This window comes from Pseudomonas sp. FME51 (assembly GCF_014897305.1).
This window is the reverse complement of record NZ_JABUYN010000020.1, coordinates 20,610-42,346: the sequence shown is the minus strand read 5'-3', so window position 1 is coordinate 42,346 and position 21,737 is coordinate 20,610. Positions and strand designations below refer to the sequence as shown.

17 protein-coding genes and 2 pseudogenes are annotated in these 21,737 nt (G+C 56.5%); 5 read left to right on the top strand and 14 right to left on the bottom strand.

Going from position 1 to position 21,737, the window contains the following annotated elements; genetic code table 11:
• The 3 genes and pseudogenes from INT39_RS21490 to INT39_RS21480 all read left to right on the top strand — a co-directional run.
• Positions 1-236, top strand: a pseudogene (locus INT39_RS21490) (amidohydrolase); the annotation flags it as partial.
• A 113-nt stretch (positions 237-349) separates the two neighbouring features.
• Positions 350-1,471: pseudogene (zapE, locus tag INT39_RS21485) on the top strand (cell division protein ZapE).
• 70 nt (positions 1,472-1,541) lie between these two features.
• A complete protein-coding gene (locus tag INT39_RS21480) occupies positions 1,542-2,513 on the top strand; it encodes a transporter (RefSeq protein WP_193076012.1) in 972 nt (323 codons plus the stop codon).
• Between the two features lie 130 nt (positions 2,514-2,643).
• Here the strand turns inward: INT39_RS21480 and INT39_RS21475 are convergent, their stop codons facing one another.
• From INT39_RS21475 to INT39_RS21450, 6 genes are all read right to left on the bottom strand, one after another.
• Positions 2,644-3,018: a nuclear transport factor 2 family protein gene (locus INT39_RS21475; RefSeq protein ID WP_193076011.1), complete on the bottom strand. Its 375-nt coding sequence runs from the start codon at positions 3,016-3,018 to the stop codon at positions 2,644-2,646.
• Between the two features lie 9 nt (positions 3,019-3,027).
• Complete coding sequence (locus INT39_RS21470; RefSeq protein ID WP_193076010.1) at positions 3,028-3,231, bottom strand: hypothetical protein; 204 nt, start codon at positions 3,229-3,231, stop codon at positions 3,028-3,030.
• Positions 3,231-4,820: a phytoene desaturase family protein gene (locus tag INT39_RS21465; RefSeq protein ID WP_193076009.1), complete on the bottom strand. Its 1,590-nt coding sequence runs from the start codon at positions 4,818-4,820 to the stop codon at positions 3,231-3,233. Before INT39_RS21465 ends, INT39_RS21470 begins: the two co-directional genes overlap by 1 nt.
• Positions 4,821-5,098: 278 nt before the next feature.
• The gene (locus tag INT39_RS21460; protein ID WP_193076008.1) at positions 5,099-7,846 is read right to left on the bottom strand and encodes a LuxR C-terminal-related transcriptional regulator; all 2,748 of its coding nucleotides are present in this window, start codon (positions 7,844-7,846) and stop codon (positions 5,099-5,101) included.
• A gap of 202 nt (positions 7,847-8,048) precedes the next feature.
• Positions 8,049-9,005: a PDR/VanB family oxidoreductase gene (locus tag INT39_RS21455; protein ID WP_193076007.1), complete on the bottom strand. Its 957-nt coding sequence runs from the start codon at positions 9,003-9,005 to the stop codon at positions 8,049-8,051.
• 104 nt (positions 9,006-9,109) lie between these two features.
• Entirely contained in the window at positions 9,110-10,087 is a 978-nt protein-coding gene (locus tag INT39_RS21450; protein ID WP_193076006.1) for an AraC family transcriptional regulator, read from the bottom strand.
• Between the two features lie 140 nt (positions 10,088-10,227).
• On the opposite strand from INT39_RS21450, the gene INT39_RS21445 reads away from it, so the two are divergent.
• Positions 10,228-11,316, top strand: a complete 1,089-nt coding sequence (locus INT39_RS21445; protein ID WP_193076005.1) for an aromatic ring-hydroxylating dioxygenase subunit alpha — start codon at positions 10,228-10,230, stop codon at positions 11,314-11,316.
• 42 nt (positions 11,317-11,358) lie between these two features.
• Here the strand turns inward: INT39_RS21445 and INT39_RS21440 are convergent, their stop codons facing one another.
• The 5 genes from INT39_RS21440 to INT39_RS21420 form a co-directional block, all read right to left on the bottom strand.
• On the bottom strand, positions 11,359-14,127 hold the full coding sequence (locus INT39_RS21440) for a LuxR C-terminal-related transcriptional regulator (protein WP_193076004.1): 2,769 nt from the start codon (positions 14,125-14,127) through the stop codon (positions 11,359-11,361).
• Between the two features lie 199 nt (positions 14,128-14,326).
• Positions 14,327-15,127 carry an N-acyl homoserine lactonase family protein gene (locus tag INT39_RS21435; protein ID WP_193076003.1) on the bottom strand — a complete coding sequence of 267 codons (801 nt, stop codon included), beginning with the start codon at positions 15,125-15,127 and terminating at the stop codon, positions 14,327-14,329.
• A gap of 106 nt (positions 15,128-15,233) precedes the next feature.
• Positions 15,234-15,620: a carboxymuconolactone decarboxylase family protein gene (locus INT39_RS21430; RefSeq protein WP_193076002.1), complete on the bottom strand. Its 387-nt coding sequence runs from the start codon at positions 15,618-15,620 to the stop codon at positions 15,234-15,236.
• A 15-nt stretch (positions 15,621-15,635) separates the two neighbouring features.
• On the bottom strand, positions 15,636-16,547 hold the full coding sequence (locus INT39_RS21425; protein ID WP_193076001.1) for an NAD(P)-dependent oxidoreductase: 912 nt from the start codon (positions 16,545-16,547) through the stop codon (positions 15,636-15,638).
• A 27-nt stretch (positions 16,548-16,574) separates the two neighbouring features.
• Positions 16,575-17,363, bottom strand: a complete 789-nt coding sequence (locus INT39_RS21420; RefSeq protein WP_193076000.1) for an SDR family NAD(P)-dependent oxidoreductase — start codon at positions 17,361-17,363, stop codon at positions 16,575-16,577.
• A gap of 192 nt (positions 17,364-17,555) precedes the next feature.
• Between INT39_RS21420 and INT39_RS21415 the strand changes: the two genes are divergently transcribed.
• Positions 17,556-18,926, top strand: coding sequence for an MmgE/PrpD family protein (locus INT39_RS21415; RefSeq protein WP_193075999.1), 1,371 nt, complete (start codon positions 17,556-17,558; stop codon positions 18,924-18,926).
• A 58-nt stretch (positions 18,927-18,984) separates the two neighbouring features.
• On the opposite strand, the gene INT39_RS21410 is transcribed toward INT39_RS21415, so the two are convergent.
• Genes INT39_RS21410 through INT39_RS21400 form a run of 3 tightly spaced genes read right to left on the bottom strand, consistent with a single transcriptional unit; the run spans position 18,985 to position 21,692 of the window.
• Entirely contained in the window at positions 18,985-19,629 is a 645-nt protein-coding gene (locus INT39_RS21410; protein WP_193075998.1) for an alpha/beta hydrolase, read from the bottom strand.
• Positions 19,630-19,640: 11 nt separating this feature from the next.
• A complete protein-coding gene (locus INT39_RS21405; protein ID WP_193075997.1) occupies positions 19,641-20,597 on the bottom strand; it encodes a VOC family protein in 957 nt (318 codons plus the stop codon).
• Positions 20,598-20,636: 39 nt separating this feature from the next.
• Positions 20,637-21,692 (bottom strand): maleylacetate reductase, encoded by a 1,056-nt coding sequence (locus tag INT39_RS21400; protein WP_193075996.1) that lies wholly within the window; start codon positions 21,690-21,692, stop codon positions 20,637-20,639.
• Positions 21,693-21,737: the final 45 nt, after the last annotated feature.

Below are 21,737 nucleotides of genomic sequence, written 5' to 3'. Positions count from 1 at the left end.
CCGATGGCAAAGTCGCTACCGCTGAACTCCCTGGCGCGGCCGAAGACTTTTCCTTTTTTGCCCAACAGGCACCAGGCCTTTATGTGTTTCTCGGCGTCACCCCGGATGGCCAGGACCCCGCCACCGTTGCCCCCAACCACAACCCCGAGTTCTTCGTGGATGAAAGTGCACTGGTGGTTGGCACCCGCGCCATGGCGATGATGGCGGTGAATTTCCTCGCCAGCGAGGAAGAATGACGAGCCGCAGTACCGGCTGCGAGCAGTAAAGCAGTTGGTACTGCGTTGTTAGCCACCCCCTTCACAGGCAAGGGGGTGGCATCCCGCTGGCAGCTGGGCCACCATATGCCGCCATGACATCTCCCATCTCCTCTTCACCCATGCTGGCCTGGCGCCAGGCCCTGAGCCAGGGCTTCGTGCCCGATACGGCGCAGCAGCAGGCCGTGCTCGCCCTGGAATCCCTGCACCAGGCGCTGCACGCCGATGCCGCCGCGTCATCCGCCACCGGGGTTTATCTCTGGGGGCCAGTAGGCCGTGGCAAAACCTGGCTTATGGACAGCTTTCACTCCAGCCTGCGGGTGCCAAGCCGGCGCCAGCACTTCCACCATTTCATGCAATGGGTGCACCGCAGGCTATTTCAGCTGACCGGTACCGCCGATCCACTCAGCACCATGGCCCGCGAGCTGGCGGCCGAGGTGCGGGTGCTGTGCTTTGATGAACTCTTCATCAATGATATTGGTGACGCCGCCATTCTTGGTCGTCTGTTCCAGACGATGTTCGCCGAAGGCGTGGTGCTGGTCGCCACATCCAACCAGCCACCCCAGCAACTGTATGAGCACGGCCACAATCGTGAGCGCCTGCTGCCGGCGCTTGCCGCTATTGAACGGCATACGCAGGTGATCGATGTAGATGGCGGCCAGGACCACCGGCTGCACCCAGGTGAGCAGCAACAGCGCTATTGGGTGAATGACAGCGAAGCCCTGGCCGCGGTGTTTGACCGCCGCTGTGCCGGCAGCGCTGTATCCCGCGAGCCGCTGACGCTCAATCATCAGGTATTGCGCCCACTCGCCTATTGTTCCCACGCCATCTGGATCAGCTTTGCCGAACTGTGCGAGCGCCCCCTGGCAGCCAGCGACTTCATGGCGCTGTGTGACCGATTTCCGGCTATTTTTCTGGGCGGCGTACCGGGGCTGAGCAGCGCCCAGCGCGAAGTAACAATAGCCCGGCGCACCGAGGATGCGGTGGAACAGGTGGCGGCGGGCGATCGGATACTGCAGCCTCTGTCCCGGTAGGATGACAGCGTGCGCCGTCTTATTGCCCTGGTCGATGAATGTTATGACCGAAAAGTGCCGCTGCATATCGAAGCGGCAGTGCCAATGACTGAGCTCTATACCGAAGGCGCCCTGACCTTCCCCTTCCGGCGGACCCTGAGCCGCTTGCAGGAGATGCAGCTGGAACGCTTCTACGCTATCTAAAGATAGGCGCCCATGGCGAGTAGATACGAGAGGGTAAGGCTGTCTACATAAGAAAAATGGAAATAAGGATATGTGTTGCGCCCTACGCATTGCCGCCCTCGCCTGCGGTGCTTTGTTGACCTGCCCTACGCTCGTTTTAGCCACTGAAGGAGGGCAGTTTTCCGGGCCGGTTGGAGGTTCTGACATACGATCAGCTTATCTTCCTCCCCATGAGGGCCTCTATCTCTCCACGTTCGCCGGACTATCCCGAGGACACAAGTTCACAGGATCAAATGGCAAAAGCTCACCCGCCACTCCCCGTGGACGTATTTCTCTTAACTATGTGGGGCTGGGCGCGATGTATCGCTATCCCGGTACCTGGTGGGGCGGCTCTCTGGCTAGTACCGCCTCGGTTTATCAGGCCTGGAATATTTATCAGCGCGTGGGTGATACCAGCGACCATCAAACCACCCAGACGGGCGATGTTTATAGCGACCTGCTGATCTGGAGTCGCTACCTCGGACGGACTGGCGAAGCTGGACCGGCTGGTGCAGCTCTGCCTTACGGGCTCACTATCGCCCCCGCCATGAGTGTTGTGGCCCCTTTCGGATCCTACGATAAAGACCGATTCGCTAACATTGGCCGCAACGCATGGGTTTATGCCCCCAATATCAGCTTCAGTTACCTCGCAGACCCCAAATGGTCGTTTGGCGAGGGTACGGAGTTCAGTGCCCGGTTCTATTATCAGTTCAGCGGCAAAAATACGGATACAGGTTACCGCAGTGGGGATGTAGGCGTTGTGGACTGGGCTGTTACACAGCGCATGGGGTTATGGCAGGCGGGATTGGCAGGGACAGTAGCCAAACAGTACAGTGATGACCAAGTGGATGATCGGGATGTGCCGGGTGGAAATCGCATGTTCGTATCCAGCTTGGGGCCAGTGGTCAACTACGACATCCCCAAACTGGGTGCATTTGCAAAACTCAAGGCTGTCTACCCGCTACATGAGGTCAACCGCATGAGCTTTCGTTTTGCCATTGTCCAGTTTGGCTTCAAATTCTGAAAAACCTCCTCTCCTTGAATGCCCTCATCCTGAATGAGCAGGATGAGGGCCAATCTGAAAGGCCCTAGACCGAGCGGCCAGTTGCCCGCAAAAACGCGATCTGGATTGACGGTCTTGCGGGCACCAAAGTCTACTCAAGAAATACCGAGGCGGGCGCCGTATCGGCGTACTCCTTCATCAACGCAATTTTTCCATCACGCACCACGAACAGGAAGTGGTATTCGTTGTTGTAGACCTTGCCATTGGCCAGCTCGCCACAACCACTTGCCTCGACAGCCAAGCGCTCACCCTGCTCGGTGATGCCATGCAGGGTGAAAACCATGCTTTTGATCATCGGTCCCACCTGCTGGAAGAAACTCAGCAGCTCCCCCTTGCTGAGATTACCTAGGCCCGGCATCCAGAAGTTGGCATCACCATGAGCCAGCTCCAGAGCAGCGGCAAAATCGTTGCGTTCCATATGTCGCAGGTATTCGGTAACCAATCGCTGATTGGCTGAAATATTCATGATCGTCTCCTAACGTCGAAACAGCATGCTGATGACGAAACACAGCAGCTTGAGGTTCAGTAGGCTGAAGCCGCCGCGCATTTCCTGCGGGCGAAGCTGCGCGGTAATCGGCATAGCACCAAAAGCAGTACCTTTGAGCAACAGGTGACTGCCGTCGCGTTCTAGTGCTTCGACCTGCATCAGTTCGCTGCCGTCCGGGGAGTAAAGTTTCATCATGCCACCTTGTTGAATTGGCCAAAGTTCATTTTCAAGTCATCGAACATGCGCATGGCGGTGGCCCGCCCAGCTCCGAATACACCACCACCAGGATGCTGGAATGGGCCTACTAGATAGAAACTATCCAGTCCGGGCACCACATAACGCCCCAGCTCCGGAATGGGCCGGTGAGCGCCGAACTGATGCTGATAGCCCGCGATGCCATGCAGATCCCCGCGCTGAAAGCTCGGCGAAGTGCGTTGCATGTCCAACGGGCTGTCCACATGCTTATCTATGATCAGATCGGTGTTCAGGTTGTGGAAGTAAGGGCTCATTCGATCCAGCAACTGTTCGGCATAAGCACCTTTAAACTCATCCCAATAGCTAGCCGGGTGACCATCGATTTCGAACGGTACATAGGCCCAGGCATGCATGGTTGCCTTACCCTTGGGCGCACGGGTCGGGTCGATATTGGTTGGTGAAGCGAGAGCAATCAACGGGTCGGTCGGCAGACTGCCGTAACGCACATCGTCGAAAGAACGGCGGAAACGTGTGACGTCGACTGCCAATAACTCGATGAAGGCGGCCTGGTCGATATGATCCCCGGCCTTGAAACGCAGTTTTTCGTTGAGAGCGGCATGGATGGTGATGCATGAACAGGACGATGTCTGGGTGCGCTCGGCCTGATCGAAGAGCACAGGAGCGACACTGCTGTCCTCGAGGAAATGCCGCAGCAGGTGAGGATGAATACCACCGATGACCGCGTCCCTGGCTTCGTAAACTTCACCACTCTTGGCCCGCACGCCACTGACTTTATTGCCCTTGAGCAAGACCTTGTCTATATCGACACTGGCGATGACTTCACCGCCATGATCACGAATGCAATCGATCAGGGCCCGGCTAAGTTCACCGCTACCACCGACGGGAATACCAATACCGTACTTTTCCATGAACCCAAGAAACATGAACAGACTGATGCCCGACCCCACCTCTTCTGGACTGGCCAGGTTCTCACTGACCATACGGGCAAAATGCAGGCGGGTTTTCTCATGCTCGAACCATTCAGTGATGATTTCCCAACTGCTTTTCATCATGGTGGCAAACATCTGTCGGCCTTCCGGGCTTTGATCCATCATGGCAAACTGCGCGCCCATCGGCACCGGTGCGGAATATAGGGTGCCTAACAGCATCGGCAAATAGTGCGCAGCAATCTCGGAGAACCGGAGGTAAGACTCTGCATCCTTTCTCGAAAACTTGGCCAACTCCTCATAATTTTTCTGGCGGTCTCGGTACAAGCTAAGCGTCGTGCCATCATCGAAAACCGAAATCAGCGGCACCTCAGGGTAGTGGTACTTGAGGCCGTACTTGCTCAGCAAACCCAGCTCATCGTTGCGAATTAGCGGATTGGCCTGAATGAAGATGTGCCCAACGCTGTGCTGGTCATGGCGGAATCCCGGCACAGTCAATTCGCGGGTTACCACGCCGCCGCCAAACCAGGCGTTGCGCTCCAGTACCAATACCTTCTTGCCGGCAGCAGCCAGATAGGCAGCAGCCACCAGGCCATTATGGCCGGAGCCAACGGTGACGATGTCATAGGGGGTGGTCATAGCGTTTTCCTTTTGTTCTTGTCCACGAAGCGATTGTTCTAGGTATCGATGCTAGAAAGCCGCAGCAAAAGGGACACCTATCGAACGATAGCGGCTTGGCACTAATAGCGTTCATGGTCTGGAGGCTATCCGCTGAGAATAAAAAAAGGTGAGCCCGACAGGCCCACCCAAAAGTATCAACCACTCATAACGTTGTTAGAGGTCATACTTGAAGCTGTTACATTATCTCCAACCTACCCATCGCTGAATCCTGCCGGAAGACAAGCCAGCTCTGCAGCTTAGTTGAGAATACCCAATTGGCGTGCCCGCTCAGCGGCCATCGAACGACGCCGCACCCCGATCTTGTCGTATATCTGCTGCAGATACCATTTCACCGAACCCTCGGTAACGCCCAGCTTGTCGCCGATCTCACGGTTGAGCAGCCCGGCCGCAACCATCTTCAGAATTTCCAGTTCACGATTACCCAAGGCCCCGACCATAGCCCCGTCGTCAGTGGCGACCTGTTCGATAGCCGGGGGGGCTGCGCCAGTCATACGCTCCAGGAGCATGGCGACAAAGGTATCTTCCTGCTGATCCTCCATGGGTGCAGTCCTCGCCTGCTCCTGCAACAGATTTTCCAACCAGGCACCCTCGTCGATGAATAGACGAAAGAAACCACAGGGTACCGCGCGACTGATGGCCTTGCGCAGCATCCGCTGGGCAGCGCGCGGATGACCAGAGAGCAGCAGCAGGTGGGCACTGATGATCTGCCAACGCACCAGATTGCGCACCGCTCCAGTCGCATTGAGAAAATGCTGCCATTGTTTGGCCAGGTTCAGCGCCTCGGTCAACCGGCCATCAGCTTGAGCAACGCTTACCCAAGCCAGCGCCCTGGCCTCGTCGCGCGACGTCATGCCCTGGCGGGGGCTGACATTCGACATACCTGCGCGCAACCGATGCTGGCGCCCCAGCTCTATCACATCATTGACCCTACCTTGGCGTAGCAGGTATTGGAGACGTTCTGACAGAGTATAGAGACGCAAACGCTCAAAACCATGCTCCTGTGCGAAGACATCCGCTTCGTCGAGCATAGCGTAGGCTGCGGCATACTGATGCTCCACCATGAACAAACGGGCACGGGTCAACCAGCCGGCGATGGCCTGGTCGACAAAGCCCTTCTTGTTGATCTGCGGCAGATACATATCCAACAGCTGTCCCGCACTGTCCAGTTCATCCCGCTCGTAATGGATCTTGGCCAGATGCATGGCAACCATGGCCGCCAATGACGAGCGAGGCCCGGCAAGCTGTTCAGCGGCTTCCAAGGCTTCCTGCATGGATGTCAACGCCGATCCGCTACGACCGGCGATCAGTCGGCTGGGCCCAAGAATAGCGGCATGGAATACCTGGCCCAGTTCGTTCTTTAACCGCTTGAGGTGTTCACTGGCTAGGCTGTTCAAGCGTTCCACTTCATCCAACTGGTAGTGCTCGCGCTGGGCATACATCAGTGCGTTATAGAGGCTACCACGCACCAGCGGCGGCGCATCACTATAGCTGTCGATCAGTTCACTCGCCTGTTTGAGTACGGCTGGCATGTCGTCGCTAAGCATCGACAGCATCAGTTCGCGATGACGTAGCATCAGGGTCAAGCTGCGTAACTGTGCCCCCGGCAGGGTCTGCTCATTTTCCAAGGTCTTGAGCCGCTGGCGAGCCTTGTGCAACAACTCCCTGCATGTTTCAAACTGCCAGAGCATCTCCAATTGCCAAATTTGCGAAAGGATAATATTGGGAAAATGCTCAATGATGCTCGCGGGCAGCTTGTCCGCCAGCCGCCAAGCATTCTCATCAATGCTGAACATTTCCTCGCAATGGCTGCTCATGATTTCGGCTGCCTGCCATTCCTCACCAGCAGCGCAAGCATGATTGAAAGCGCTGATGGGATCATGCTGTTGACTAAACCAGTCACTGGCACGTCTATGCAGCTCAAGACACAAACCTTCGTTCTGTTTATGCAGCTCCTGGCGCAGGAACTCGGTAAAGAGCGGATGGTAGCGGAACCATTGTTGCTGATCATCGATGGGCAACAAGAACAATCCATGGGTTTCGCAGTAGCGCAGCAGCGCTTGACTGTCCGCGGTGCCCAATACATGATTGCAAAGCGAGACGGAAAGCCGGTCAAGTACCGAACTTTTAAGAAGAAACTCCCGAATCTCAAGCGACTCCCCAGCCAGCACTTCCTGAGCAAAGAAGTCAGCGAACAGCCGCTGACTTCCGGAAGTTTCATCGACCCGATTAGCCAACCCAAAGTTACGCCGACTTTGCAGTACGGCCAAGGCGATGCCGCCGGTCCAACCATCGAGTCGTTGTAGCAAGCGCCGAAAGCGCCCCTCATCCAGGTTATCCGCCCGCAGCTCCTGCATCAACATCCCGGCTTCTTGATCGCTGAACCGCAGCTCATTCAGGCCAATATCGTATACTTGTCCCTGCATCCGATGGCGAGCGACTGACAGGCAAGGCTCACCCCGAAAAGTCAAAATGAAATGAATGTCGCTCGGGGCATGATCAATCAGCATCGACAGCAAGCGTGCAGAATCACTGCCAGCCAAGTGATGCACATCATCAAGAAACAGAAAAAGCGGCGTTGCTCTTCTCTGAAGCTGCTCCAGAAGTTGCTTCAGCGCAGGTTTGATCTGTTGACCAATTTCTGCATCAACAGTCACTGTATCGGGCTGAACGTGACTCAACAGAGCCACCAGATAGGCTTTGAAAGTGCTCAAGTCACTATCATCACTATCGAGCGTCAGCCATACGCTCGCCTGACCGCTTAGTAGCAGGCACTCTCGCAACTGCGTTGCCAGCACAGTTTTACCATAGCCGGGTGGAGACTTGATTACGCTGAACTTGAAGGACTGAATGCCGCGCAGATGCTTATCCAAATGTTGACGAGGAACCTGGCTGACGCTCTGCGGCGGTGGGCTGAACTTGGATGCCAGCAACATCAGACTGGATTGCTGCAGCTCGGGCAGCAAGCGCACATGTGAAAAGCTCATAGGTCACCTCGTTCGGGCCAATGGCTTGGCCTCTTGTTGGCAGCCCCGAATCAAAAAAGAGTCGGGGAACGTACAAACGACAGTGACCTCGGCGCCCTACCAAGTCGCCTATCGAAAGATAGCACTCTCCATCTGTTGGGTTATTCGATAGGCCTCCCCGCCAAACGCTTGTCTGGCCAATCAGACAAAGGCTCTCCCTGCTTCAGATATCCAGCTCCAGCACCGGCGTTTTTGCTCGCGAAACACAAATCAGCATACTCCGTCCACTAGCCTTTTCTGCATCGGAGAGCACATAGTCGTGATGTTCTGGTATGCCAGATAACACCCTTGTTTCACAGCTAGCGCAAATACCCTCACGGCAGGAAAAAGGCACTTGGACACCATTATCCTCCAGCACGTCCAGAATACTGCGATCAGGCGGAATGATGTAGGAAGCCCCTGTACTGTGGATGACAACGCTGAAAGCATCATTGTCCGCCGGCACGATCGCGCGCGCGGCCGAGAACCATTCAAAGTGAACATGGTCCACCGGACGACCACTACAGCATTCCTGCACGCGTTCCATCAGCGGCGTCGGACCGCAACAATAGATTTGGCTATCAAGCGGAATGTTAGCAATCAGGTTGCCGATATCACATGACTGGCCAGCGTTTTCATCGAGAAAATGATGACTAACCCGACTGGAGTCGAGTTGTTGGAACTCCTCAAGGAAGGCCGCTCGCAACCGGCTGCGGGCCAGATAATGCAGATGCCAGTCCTTACCGTTGGCCTGGCACCAGCGCACCATGGCCAGGATTGGGGTAATTCCGATGCCGCCTGCGATGAAATCATAACGTTGACCATCTTCGACTAACGGAAAGTTATTGCGTGGCGCGGCAATACGCAATCGATCGCCGACCCGTAGCGAACCGTGAACAAGCCGCGAGCCGCCTCGGCTATTTACGGCCAAGCCTACACCTACACAGTAGCGTTGACGCTCGCGCCAGTCATTGTGCAGCGAGTAATGACGGATCAGGCCATTGGGCAAATGGATTTCCAGATGTGCGCCGGGACTGAAAGGCGGTAGTTCGTGACCATGGGGGTCGGTTAGCTCCAAAGCCAGTATATGCCGGGCTTCAGCACTGATAGCATTGATGACGACTTCCAGTAAAGCGGACATCGGGACTCCTGCGTACCACGGTTATCGTTGTTAGCTGCTCTCTGGCATTGCTATGGCGGCAGAATGTACTGGGCAGGCTCTATAGAAACCTGTCGATGGATAGTTCATATGTCTGTGCTGATAGAAGGCGAAAATGACTTGGCGTACTGTAAAGGCGCTTGCCCGAAGCGTTGCTTGAAAGCTTCACGGAAGGCGCGCTCAGATTGGTAGCCTACCCCTTCGGCAATCCGTGCCACCGATTCCTGACCGGTTAGCAGCCGCTCAGCAGCTAGATGCATACGCCAATTGCGCAGGTAATCGCTCGGCGACTGGCCTACCAGATGGCAGAAGCGGCGGGCAAAAGCAAAACGTGACATGCCTGCTTGCTTGGCCAGTGTCTCCGTATTCCAGGCTTCACCCGGTTGATTGTGAACAGAGGCTAGTGCCCTGCGAATCCGCTGGTCCGTCATTCCGCGCAACCAGCCGCTACCATGCGGAGTGCTGGTGACAACCCAAGCGCGGATAAAGCTGGTGAGAATCAAGTTAGCCAAGTGACTAGCCGTGGCCAGGTAACCGGGCTTGGTTGAGTGCTGCTCGCTGGCCAGAAAATCAACCAGAGGTTTCATCCAGGGGAACATGCCCTGCGCACTGCCCTCCAGATGAATCAGCGATGGCAGCGAACGCAGCAGTGGATTACTACTGCCCTCATGAATCGCGAAAGCTAGCACCAGCATCTGCCCTCTGATGGCCCCCTCACCCAGACTGAGACCAGCGATCGGAGCTGTTGGCCGAGAGCCCGGCTTAAAGATTGGTAATTGGCGCTGTTCCCAGTACTCGAAAACATTCACGCATTCGACAGTCGGATCGGATGCCAAACTGAAAGCATTGCCCTGCAGCAGTAAAGCTGAATCTCCCGGATTCAAGACCAGTGGAGGACAATCAGGTCGCAGCAGCCAGACAGGTGTGTCAATGCAGCAAATCGCATAGGCGTAGTCGGCACTCAGGGCCGGCACCAGCAGTCCCCACTGATCGGCCAAGCAGTAGATGCCGCCGACATTTGACTCAATGCGCAGGGACAACAGCACTTCACCCAGCAAGTCCATAACTCAACTCTCGATTGTGCATATTCAGCCGAAACTGCGCTCATAGGAGCATAGATAAGCCGCATCTGGAAGCCTAGCATGAGTTACACGTGGCTTGTGCCACCCCGACTACAACAATAATCGATCGAGGAGAAATATCCATGTATCTGCGCAACTGCTGGTATGTCGCCGCCTGGGACTATGAGATTGCCGGAGACAACCTATTGGCTCGCACCATCATCAACGAGCCTTTGGTATTTTACCGCAAGGCCGGCGGCGGTATCGCCGCCTTGCAGGACCGCTGTTGTCACCGCTCCGCGCCGCTGTCCATTGGACGCAAGGAAGGTGATGCTTTACGTTGCATGTATCATGGTTTGAAATTCGATAGCGATGGCGTCTGTATTGAAATTCCCGGCCAGGACAGGATTCCTCCTCAAGCCTGTGTCCGCAGTTTCCCGGTAGTGGAGCAGTACAGCTGGGTATGGGTGTGGATGGGCGATCCGGCCATGGCTGACCCCGCGCTGATTCCGCCGGCAATGGCACTGGATGCCCCGGATTGGATTTTTCGTTCTGGCAGCATCGAATATGAAGCAAACTATCAATTGGTCAATGATAATCTCCTGGACTTTTCTCACCTGTCATTCGTCCACTCTGACAGCTTCGGTGTCGGGCCTGACTGGGCGCAGGTGCGTCCCAAGGTAACGCGACTGGAGCGGGGTGTGCGGGTACAGCGATGGCTGCCAAAACAACCTGTCCCCAATCACATTCGTGATGTGGTGGAAGACGACTCCATGGATCTGTGGATCACCTATGATTACCTGGCGCCTGGCGTCATGGTGATGCACTCCTGCGGATTAGCCAAAGGCTCATACGAACATTTCAATGGTGAAGAACCCAGCGACTTCAAAGCGATCACCCACGATCTGACATGCCAGGCAATCACTCCCTGCACTGACGACACCTCACGCTATTTCTTCTCCTGGGCACCCAATCGCCACACCAGGACGGGTGCCAGCGAAGCGTTGGCCGACGGCATGATAGCCATTGCCCGAGCGGCTTTCGAAGAAGATCGGCAAATTATCGAAGCCCAAGCACGCAACTTGAAGATGGCGCCTGATGCCAAACAAGTCCCGATTGTCTTCGACAATGCCCTGTCGCAGTTGCGCTGGGTACTGGATAAGCTGATCCAGGAAGAAAACCAAGGACCTGGCTCACCGCCGTCTGTAGGAGCTTCGGCGGCCTCTCTCTAAAACGAGTGCACCCCGGACGGACGACTGGCGCCCGTCCGTCTTTTATTGCAGCATGCCAAGCTGGCGAGCCCGGTCGGCAGCCAATGAGCGGCGACGAATGCCGATCTTGTCGTAGACCTGCTGCAAGTACCACTTTACCGAGCCCTCGGTCATGCCCAACTTGCCACCGATCTCACGATTCAACAGGCCGGCATCAACCATCTTCAGAATCTCTATTTCCCGGCTGGTCAACGCACCAGCCACGGGGGTGGTGTCGTTGCTCGGCGATGCGCTCATGGTCGCAACCGGCTGGTCGCCACCAAAGCGTTTGAGCAACTCACTGGCGAAGACATCGGCTTGCTCTCCTAGCAGATTGGCAGACCGCAACTGCTCGCGCAGTAGGGTTTCCAGCCAGGCCCCTTCATCCAGAAACACACGAATGAAACCCGTAGGTGCAGCCTTGAACATAGCTCGACGCAGTGTTCGCTGGGCGGCGCGCTGATCGCCGGACAACAGAGCTAAATGAGCAATGATCAGATCCCAGCGCAACACGCTGCGCACTGCGTTAGTTGCACTGAGAAAGTGGCGCCATTGCTTGGCTTGGTTAAGAGCATCTACCAGTCGGTCTTCAGCAAAGGCCACCCGTATCCAGCACAGGGCACGTGCCTCGTCCCGACTGGAAACGCCCTGGTGCGGTGCCACGCTTGCAATCGCCCCCCGTAGATCATACTTGCGTCCCAGGCGTATCACTTCATTGATCTCTCCCTGGCGCAGCAGCCATTTCAGTCGCTCGGCCAGAGTAAACAAACGCAGACGCTCAAGATGGTAGGTTTCAGCGAACAACTCAGCTTGATCCAGCATCTTGAATGCCGTGACAGCATCAGCGTCGATCATCGACAGTTTGGCCTGAGTCAGCCAACCAGCGACTGTCTGGTCAACAAAGCCCTTGCTGGCGGCTTTGGGCAGATACTCATCAAGTAACTGTCGACTAAGACTCAGCTCATCACGCTCGAAGTGGATCCTGGCCAAGTGCATAGCCACTACCGCTGCCTGTGGTGAGCCTTTGCCGGCAATGCGCTCGGCTATTCTCAACGCCTCGGTCAGCGATTGCACAGCCAAGTGGGTGCGCCCAGTCATGTACCGAGCGGGCCCAACGATGGCTTGGTGGAAAACATGGGCCATGGGGCTGCCCGAACGGGAAAGATGTTCATTGGCGAGCTTGTTCAGGTACTCAATGTCATCTAGTTTCAGAGATTCGCGACGGGCATAGATCAATGCGGTATAGAGACTGGCTCTGACCAACGGATGCGCGTCCTCATAATCCTCAATCAGCTGATCCGCCATTTGTTCAACGTTCCTCGCGTTGTCGGTAAACATCGCCATCATCATCTGACGATGCAATAGCAAGTTCTTGAGATTGCGTAACTCGGTTTCGGAAATCTGGCCTTCTGCCTCAAGAACCTCAATCCGTGTCGCAGCTTGAGTAATCAGTTGACCGGCAATCTCAAACTGCCAAAGCACCAACATGTTCCAGCTCAACGCCAGGAGTATCCTGGGGAACCGGATGGTCTGTTCAGGAGGCAGCAAGTCGACCAGACGACCAGCATCACCGTCAACGCTGAAGATCTCCTCGCAATAAGCATCCATCAACTCAACAGCGCGCAGCGACTCGCCAGCTACCAAGGCGTGGCTGAAGGCATCACTGTAATATTCGTTATCACAGAACCAGTCGCTGGCGCGGCGACTGAGTTGTCGGAACAACTCAGGCTGTCGCTCCTGTAGTTGCTGGCGCAAGAATTCGGCGAATAGCGGATGGTAGCGATACCACTTGCCTTCATCGTCCAGCGGCAGTAGAAACAGGCCTCGCTGCTCACATTCGCGGAGCAGTTCCCGATTGTCATTGTCAGGCATGATGGTCTGGCACAGCGGAATGCTGAAACGCTCCAATATCGCGGTGTGCAGCAGGAACTCCTGTACTTTGACCGGTTGTCGCAGCAGCACATCCTGCATGAAGAACTCAGCGAACTGCCGGCGTTCGCCGGTTAGCCGTACCAGGTTGTCCAACTGCGCTGGATTCCGCTGCAGCAGCAATGCCGCCAGTCGCAGCCCACCAACCCAACCATCCATGCGGGCTTCGAATTCAGCCAACGGCTCCCCGTCCAGGCTGGATATGCCGTGGCTGGCAAGCAGCGCGCTCATTTCCCCATGAGTAAAGCGCAGATCCTTGAGCGTGAGATCGAAGACCTGCCCATGCATGCGGTGACGTGCCACTGACAGACAGGGGTCGCCAAGAAATGACAGGATGAAATGCAGGCCTTGCGGCGCGTGCTCAATGAGCATCGACAACAATCTGACCGAGTCTGTGCCGCTCAGGTGATGGACATCGTCGATGAACAGATACAGCGGCCGCTCCGAGTTCACCTGAAGCAGAGCCAATAACGCTGTCAGCGCCTGCTTGAGTTCGGTCTCGCCGACCCGCGTATAAGTGTCGACCATTGGTCCTGCCTGATCGGCCAGCTCGATGACACCCTTGAGACCAGCACTGAACGTGGTTAGAGCCCGGTCATCCTCGTTGAGCGCCAACCAGCCCACACGCTGCCCGTCCTGACGCAACTGACGGTAATGCTGGCCCATCAGCGTGCTTCGACCATAGCCCGGAGGAGACTGCAGGATGGCAAGAGCAACATTACTGGCGTGCTTGAGTCGTTTGCAGAGCTGATCACGACGGACCAGGTGACTACATTCCGCTGGCGGCTGAAGTTTAGAACTCGGCAGAAATACTTGTTTCAGATTATGCGGCGCAGAAGTGAGGCTGAATGGCACAGAGCTCATCATATGTCTCCGACAGGGCTAATGGTTTAGCCTCTTGTTAAAATGTATGAATAGGTTTCTTGGCCACCTTTTCATATGATGCCTGATGGTATGTTATCTAGCCCCTATGTTGCCAATAATAGTCCGGGTCAGGGTTGTGTATGGAACGCCGCCGACAGAGGTATTTTCCATACACAACTGAGTGCGCTCCCCCCCAGAATCATTCACCAATCGGTTTGCGATGGAGGGCAACCACATCCTCCTGGCAAGGACCGTGGAACGGATAGTATTTGCGCACCAACGGGTCATGGCCGGGAATGAGGTGCTGAGGGCTATCGCAAAGCGCCAGCAGACGGCGGTAGCCATCGAGCATGTCGCCGACATGCAGCACTACCGGGAACGGCGACTCTTCGCTGAAATTGTCGTAATAATGACTGGCGTCGGAAGCCAGAACCACCCAGCCTCGTTCGGTGTGAACCCGCACCGCCTGTAATCCTTGGGTATGTCCACCAACATGAATTAGCTCGACGCCAGGGTGGAGCTCGGCGTCTCCCTGGTGGAATACCACTCGTTGCTGGTAGACACCACGAACAATATTGACCACATCTTCGATATTGAACGGATGGCGCAGCGGTTTATAGAGCATGTACCGGCCAGTGGCGTATTGCAGTTCGGATTCCTGCACATGAAAGCGCGCCTGAGGCAGCAGATCGACATTCCCAGCATGGTCATAGTGCATGTGGGTGATAATCACGTCGCGAATATCGTCTGGTTCCAAGTCGAGTAGCGCCAAGGCCTGGATCGGACAGCGCAGCAAGGTCCGGCCGCGTTCGTCGGCGGCTGCCTGGTTGAAACCGGTATCGACCAGGATGTGGCGTCCTTCTCCGCGGATCAACCAGACGAAATAATCCATCGGCATCGGACCATCGTGTAGATCAGATACCATGAAATTATCGCGGCGCATGCGATCGATGCAGGCATAGCGCAGGGCAAATATTTCATATTCGGGTAGTGCGGCCATGGCTTGGCTCCTTCAGTGGTCCAGCTGCCGCCGCCATCGACGTGCATGAGGTGTCGTCGGCCTCGCAGGGGCGGGGCGAGCCGGGCCAGTTATCACGCTCGAGATATCAGCCTTGCTCGGCCTCCCAGGTCTTGATCGCTTCGCTGGCCACACGGAACGCAGCCAGCGCTAGTGGCACGCCGCAATAAATTGCTGCCTGGGTCAGTACCGCCCGGATTTCCTCCTTGCTGACACCGTTATTCAGAGCACCCTTCACATGTACAGCCAGTTCGTGATGCTGACTCATCGCAGTAAGTATGCCCAGATTAAGGAGACTGCGGGTCTTGAACGGCAGAGTGTCGTCACCCCAAACTTCACCCCAACAGTATTCAGTCACCAGCTTCTGGATTGGTTTGTTGAACTCATCGGCAGCAGCCCAGGACTTATCCACGTGGGCGGCACCAAGAACGGCCTTGCGGTTAGCGAAGCCTTTGTCAAAACGCTCGTTACTCATGCAGTTCTCCTTGGATCAGTTGTTTTCTTTAGGACTGACGGGGACTTCGACACCAGCCCATTGCTCGATCAGACACACCATGCGGGTGAAGTCAGCATTATCGCCAAAGGCGGCGCGGGTCATATTCAGAACCTGGCGCACGGCACTGCCAACGGGCATGGGCACACCCATAGCCTCGGCTTCATCCAGACACAGGCGGGTGTCCTTGAGTGACAGCGCCGTGCTGAAACCGAAGTCAAAAGTGCGTGGTAGCACCGCACGCGGCAGCTTGTCGACGGTGGCACTGTTGCGGCCGCTGCCAGCGTTGAATACATCGAGCATAACTTGAGGATCAAGGCCTGCCTTGACCCCCATCACCAGCGCTTCGGACGATACTGCCAGGGCTGTGACCGAAACCAGGTTATTAACCAGTTTCATAGTCTGGCCCAGGCCTGCACCTTCACCGCAATATATAACCTTGCCGAGGTGAGCGAGGATTGGCTGCAATTGTTCGTTGACGCTCGCAGGACCCGAGGTCATTAACGCAAGAGTACCTTTCTCGGCCCCCGCCGCGCCGCCGCTGACCGGACAGTCAACAGCGATAATGTCATTTCTGGCCAGGGCTTCGGCAACCCGTTTTGCAGTACGTGGTCCAGTGGTGGACAGATCAACGAACACCCGGACTTTGCCACCGGTCACAACTCCCCGGTCGCCGAGAGCAACTTTCTGTACTACGTCGGGGGTCGGTAGACTGGCGAAGATAATCTCCGCCTGCGCGGCCACCGCCGCCGGGTCACTGGCGCGCTTGGCACCGAGAGCAACCAGGCGCTCTACAGCAGCGTCGTTGAGATCAGAAACAGTGAGGTCGAACCCGGCTTGCGCCAGACGGGTGGCCATGGGCTCACCCATGGTGCCAAGGCCGATGAAGCCGATGCTTGGTTGGGACATTTTCTTAGTATTCTCCAGACAGGGGTTTCAGCTGGCCAGCCAGCCGCCATCGACCGGCAGCATCGCGCCGGTGATGTCGGTACCGGCCTGGCCGCATAGGAAGGTGATGAGTTCACCAACATGTTCGGCCTGGTTGAAGCGCCCCGATGGCTGTTTTCCAGCAAGAAAACGGCGTACGGCCTCTTCTTCGCTCAGGCCTTCGTTACTGCGCAGCGTCTCGACGCGTGCGGCTATTGATGGGGTCAATGTTGAGCCGGGAGACACCGAGTTGCAGGTGATTCCGTAATCGAGATTTTCCAACGCCACCACACGACTGAACCCGAGCAACGCGCTCTTGGTGGTGACGTAGTCGACTCGATTTGGCGTGCCGCGCATGCCGTAGATTGAGGTCAGGTTGATGATCCTCCCCCAGCGCCGCTCGCGCATGCCAGGCAGGACCTGGCGGGTGGCATGGAATACCGCCGACAGGTTGACCGCCAGAGCCGAGTTCCAGGCTTCTACAGGAAATTCGTGGATCGGTGCGAAGTGGCGAGTGACGGCGTTATTGATCAAGATATCGATGCCGCCGAGACTGCGTTCGGCAGACTCGATCAGCCCGCCGACACCGGCTTCGCTACCAAGATCAGCACTCTGGTAGTCGACCGCAACACCATACCGCTCGCTAAGTTCGGCACAGGTCTCTAGCATATCCGCAACCGGAGCACGGCCGTGCAACATTATCGTGCAGCCAGCCTTGGCCAATGCTTCACCAATAGCCAGTCCAAGGCCGGCGGCCGAGCCGGTAATAAGTGCACGCTTGCCGTTCAAGGTGCTCATGCCCTACTCCTCACTGCTTGTTGATATGGCAACCCAGTTTTGGGAGCCCTCTGATACAAACGCAGTTTTGGGCCTGCCGCCGAGTGAGACACCTGCCGAAAGATAGTGCTACCTGAGCCTGTCGATGGATAGGTGCGTCGCGGCCGCAGCATGCGTATTCATCGGTACCCACGCATACCCAAGGAGAGACTGATGAACGGCACCGATGACCCGCTTCTGACCGCACCCAATCTGACCCAACAACTGGCCAACTTTATCGAAAGCACCCGCTGGATTGACCTGCCCCCTACAATCCAACACGAAGCCAAGCGCGCGCTGGTGAATTATTTTGCGGTCGCTCTGGCTGGCTGCAGCGACCCGGATATCGGCAAAGCCTTGGCGCTGTTCGAACGCCTTCACTCGGACGGGCAAGCCCGGGTAGTCGGACGCCGCGAACGCGTTGGCGTACTGGATGCGGCCTCGCTTAATGCAATGAGTGCCAATGTCTATGATTTTGACGACACTCATATTCCGACAATCATTCATCCAACCGCCCCGGTAGCCGCCGCTGTATTCGCTGTCGCGGAAACCTTGCAGGTGAGCGGTGAGGAGCTGCTACTGGCTTTGGCTCTCGGCATAGAAGTCGAGTGCCGACTCGGTATGGCACTGCATCCGTGGCACTATCAGCGTGGCTGGCATATCACTTCCACCTGTGGTGTATTCGGCGCGGCGATGGCCGTAGGCAAACTGCTGGGATTGGATGCCCCGCAACTGGCCTGGGCGCTGGGCAATGCCAGCGCTCAGGCTTGCGGGCTGGTAGAGACCCTGGGTAGCGCAGCGAAGAGTCTCAGTGTTGGAAATGCACCGCGTAATGGCGTGCTGTCTGCATTGCTCGCCCAGCAAGGTTTTGCTGGACCTGAACGTCCCCTTGAAGGCGAACGTGGTTTCCTGCAGGTGATGGGTGAGCAGCCACGTTATTCCGAGGTCAGCGAGGCACTCGGAGAACGCTGGGCGTTGGCCGCCAATACCTATAAGCCTTACCCCTGTGGAGTCGTGTTGAACCCGGTGATTGAAGCCTGCCTGGCCTTGACCAAGGGACGGCACTGGTCACTCGAGCAGATCCAGCGCATTGAACTGGTTGGTCATCCTCTGCTGCGAGAACGTACTGATCGGCCTGATATTCGCCTGGGACGTGAATCCCAGGTCAGCGCGCAGCATGCGGTCGCCGTCAGCCTGTCGACCGGCAAAGCGGGATTAGCACAATTCAGCGACACGGCAGTGGCGGATCCCGCCCTACGAGCGCTCTACTCCAAGCTGGTATTCATTGATGACGTCAGCTACCCGGTGACAGCTGCGGAGGTTCGGCTGTTGCTCGACTCGGGGCAGATGCTGAGCCAACGCGTGGTCGCTGCGCGTGGCAGTCTAGCCGCACCACTGAGCGATGCCGAACTGGAGAGCAAGTTGATGGATCTCGTCATATATGGAGGCTCAGGATGTGATACCCAGCCCCTGCTTGATGCCATCTGGTCACTCGATAGTGCCAAGGATGCCGGCTCGCTGATGATGCTTGCAGCCGGAGAGTAAAACGAGAAGGACCACCTACAAAGGTGGTCCTGTATCGTTAAGGACAATCGATAATCGATTAGCGTTCGATGAGTGTTTGTAGGATCTCCCGCCCCAAAGCAATTTCATCATCGTTCACCAAATGCTCCATCCCGGGATAAACCTTTAGCTGAACCTCCGCGCCCATGCGCTGAAACACCTCGGCGGTCTGCTCGGTACGCTCCAATGGTACCCAAGTGTCCAGGTCACTGTTAGCCAGCAATACAGGCGTGCCTTCCAGACTGCAATGAGTTCGCCAGGACAGGCTCTCTGGACCAATCAGTCCACCAGTGTAGGCAATCAGTCCGCCCCAGCGAGCCGGGTTGCGGTACAGGTATTCACAGGCAAGGCAAGCACCCTGGGAAAAACCGATCAAGACGATATGTCTACGGTCGAGTCCCTTGGCTTCAAGACTGGCTACTGCCGCTGCGATGGTCTCCAGAGCATGGTCAAGATACGGCTGGTTATTTTCCACCGGCGCCATGAATTTGTCCGGATACCAGCTGTTACCGTAGGCTTCCAAAGCCACATAAGACACGTTCGACAGGCTCAAACGCTCGGTGATGGCGAACATGTCAGCCGGACTCTGCGTGCGCCCATGAATAAGAATCGCCACGGTAGCCGCTGCCTCGGGCACGGGGCCCGAGGCATGGCTGGGACACTGCAAATGAATATTATCGTTCATCCTGCCCGACCTCAGTACTTCAGCGGTTCAAGGTAGGCGGCAATTTCTTCTGCGCGCGCACCCAGTTGCGGTGGGATCTGGATACTTTTTCCCAGTTCCTCGAAAGACTCATCAATCAGGAAGCCTTCCGGCTTGGACACCGTCGCCTCGAACAGTGCACCACCTGGCGTGCGGACATATACCGAATCGAAGTAACCCCGATCCTTACGATCCGATACGTCGGTATAACCCATACCTTCCAGGTGCAATTTGACGCTGCGTTGAACTTCCAGATCGGACACTTCGAAGGCGCAGTGGTGTACAGTGCCTTCGCCATAGGCCCAACTGCCCTGCGGAAGGTCCGGCTCCAGCTCGAAGTCGATAACAGTGCCGGCACCACCATTACCCACCTCGTAACGGGTGAAGCTGCCATCGGTATCTCGCTGCTTGCCGCTCCAGCCGTAATGCATGAACTCGGCGCTGTTCTCCAGATCGCGGACCGATACGGTAATACCATGGGTGCCGCGGATACCGAACTCCGATGGCACCACACCATTGGAATAGGGTGTGCGATCATCATCGGCAATGCCTACCAGTTCGTAGCGGATACCGCAGGGATGGGCGAATTGCAGCAGCTGATCGCCAAAGCGCTCCATGAATTCCGGCTTGAAGCCGTGGTCTGCCAGGTGCTTGGCCCAAAACGCCAACGATGATACAGGTACCGACAGTGCAAGTGTCTTGATCTGACCTGAGCCATGGCGCCCCATACGGCCGGATTGGCGCATCGGAAAGCAGGTCACCAGGGTGCTTTCCTCACCGGTATCGTTGCCATAATAGAAATGATAAATGGGGTCGTTACCATCGTACAGGCCCGTTTTTTTGACGCTTTTCAGGCCTAAAACTTTGGTGTGGAAGTCATAATCTTCCTGAGCTCCCCCAACATTGAGGGTGATGTGGTGGTGACGCAGGATATGTGGGTTAAGTTCCATGTCGTTCTCCTATTGTTGCGTACTGAACGCATTGCTGTATTAGGGGCGTTTGCCGGTGAAAGCATTCTCAAGCAGATCACTGATCCCACCGGGCTCGATGGCCCTAGGGTTCCAGTAAGGTGAGGCGCAGGCGATCTCAACGGCACGGGTGACATCGCCCGGCGCCATGCCCAGATCGGCCAGCCTGGTGGGTGCGCCGTGCACAGCGGCCAGGTCGTAGAGACCTCGTGCGGCATTGTCCACACCCAGAGCGCGAGCAACCCGGCCAATGGCCTCCATGGCAGCTTCGCTGTTGTAGGCCACCGCATGCGGCAGCACCACGGTATGGGTCTCCGCGTGGGGTAAGTCGAAACTCCCGCCCAGGGTGTGGCATAGCTTGTGGTGCAGCGACATACCGACAGCCCCCAAGCAGGTACCGCATGCCCAGGCACCGTAAAGCGCATCGGAACGCGCCTCACGGTCGAGCGGATCTGCATGAATACGCGGGATAGCACGGGCAATGGCAGCGATCCCCTGCTCAGCCAGCATGGAAATCAGCGGGTTGGCGTCCTTCGAATACAGCGCTTCGACTGCATGTGCGATAGCGTTCATGCCCGATGTCACAGTCATTTGCACTGGCAGTGTTAGAGTCAGATCGATGTCGTAGATAATCACTTCAGGCAGCACTTTGAGCGTGCGCTGAGTGGTTTTAAGGCCGTTCTCGGTCTGGCCGATGATCGGCGTTGCTTCGGAGCCGGCATAAGTAGTCGGGATGACTATCTGTGGCAGATCGGTGTTTAGGGCAATAGCTTTACCCAGCCCTATAGTCGACCCGCCCCCAAGGGCAATCACGCAGTCAACGCCAGCTTGCTCGACTACTTTCAACGCCTGCGCGGTAACCTCTACGGGCGTGTGCATGGCCGCTTCTGTGAAACAACCAGCGGACAGCTCTCCGAGCTGAGCAGCGAGCTGCGCTGCATCACCAGCCTGGTGTGGCGTTGAGAGCACCAGCGCCCGCCGGCATCCGAGACCGCACATTTCATCAGCAACTTGGGTCACAGTACCGAAACCAAAGATGACTCGAGTCGGCAAGGCGTTATAGATGAAAGGGTGCATACTTTGTTCTCTCCAAGTAGTTGATGTGGCAAGCAGGTTCACCTT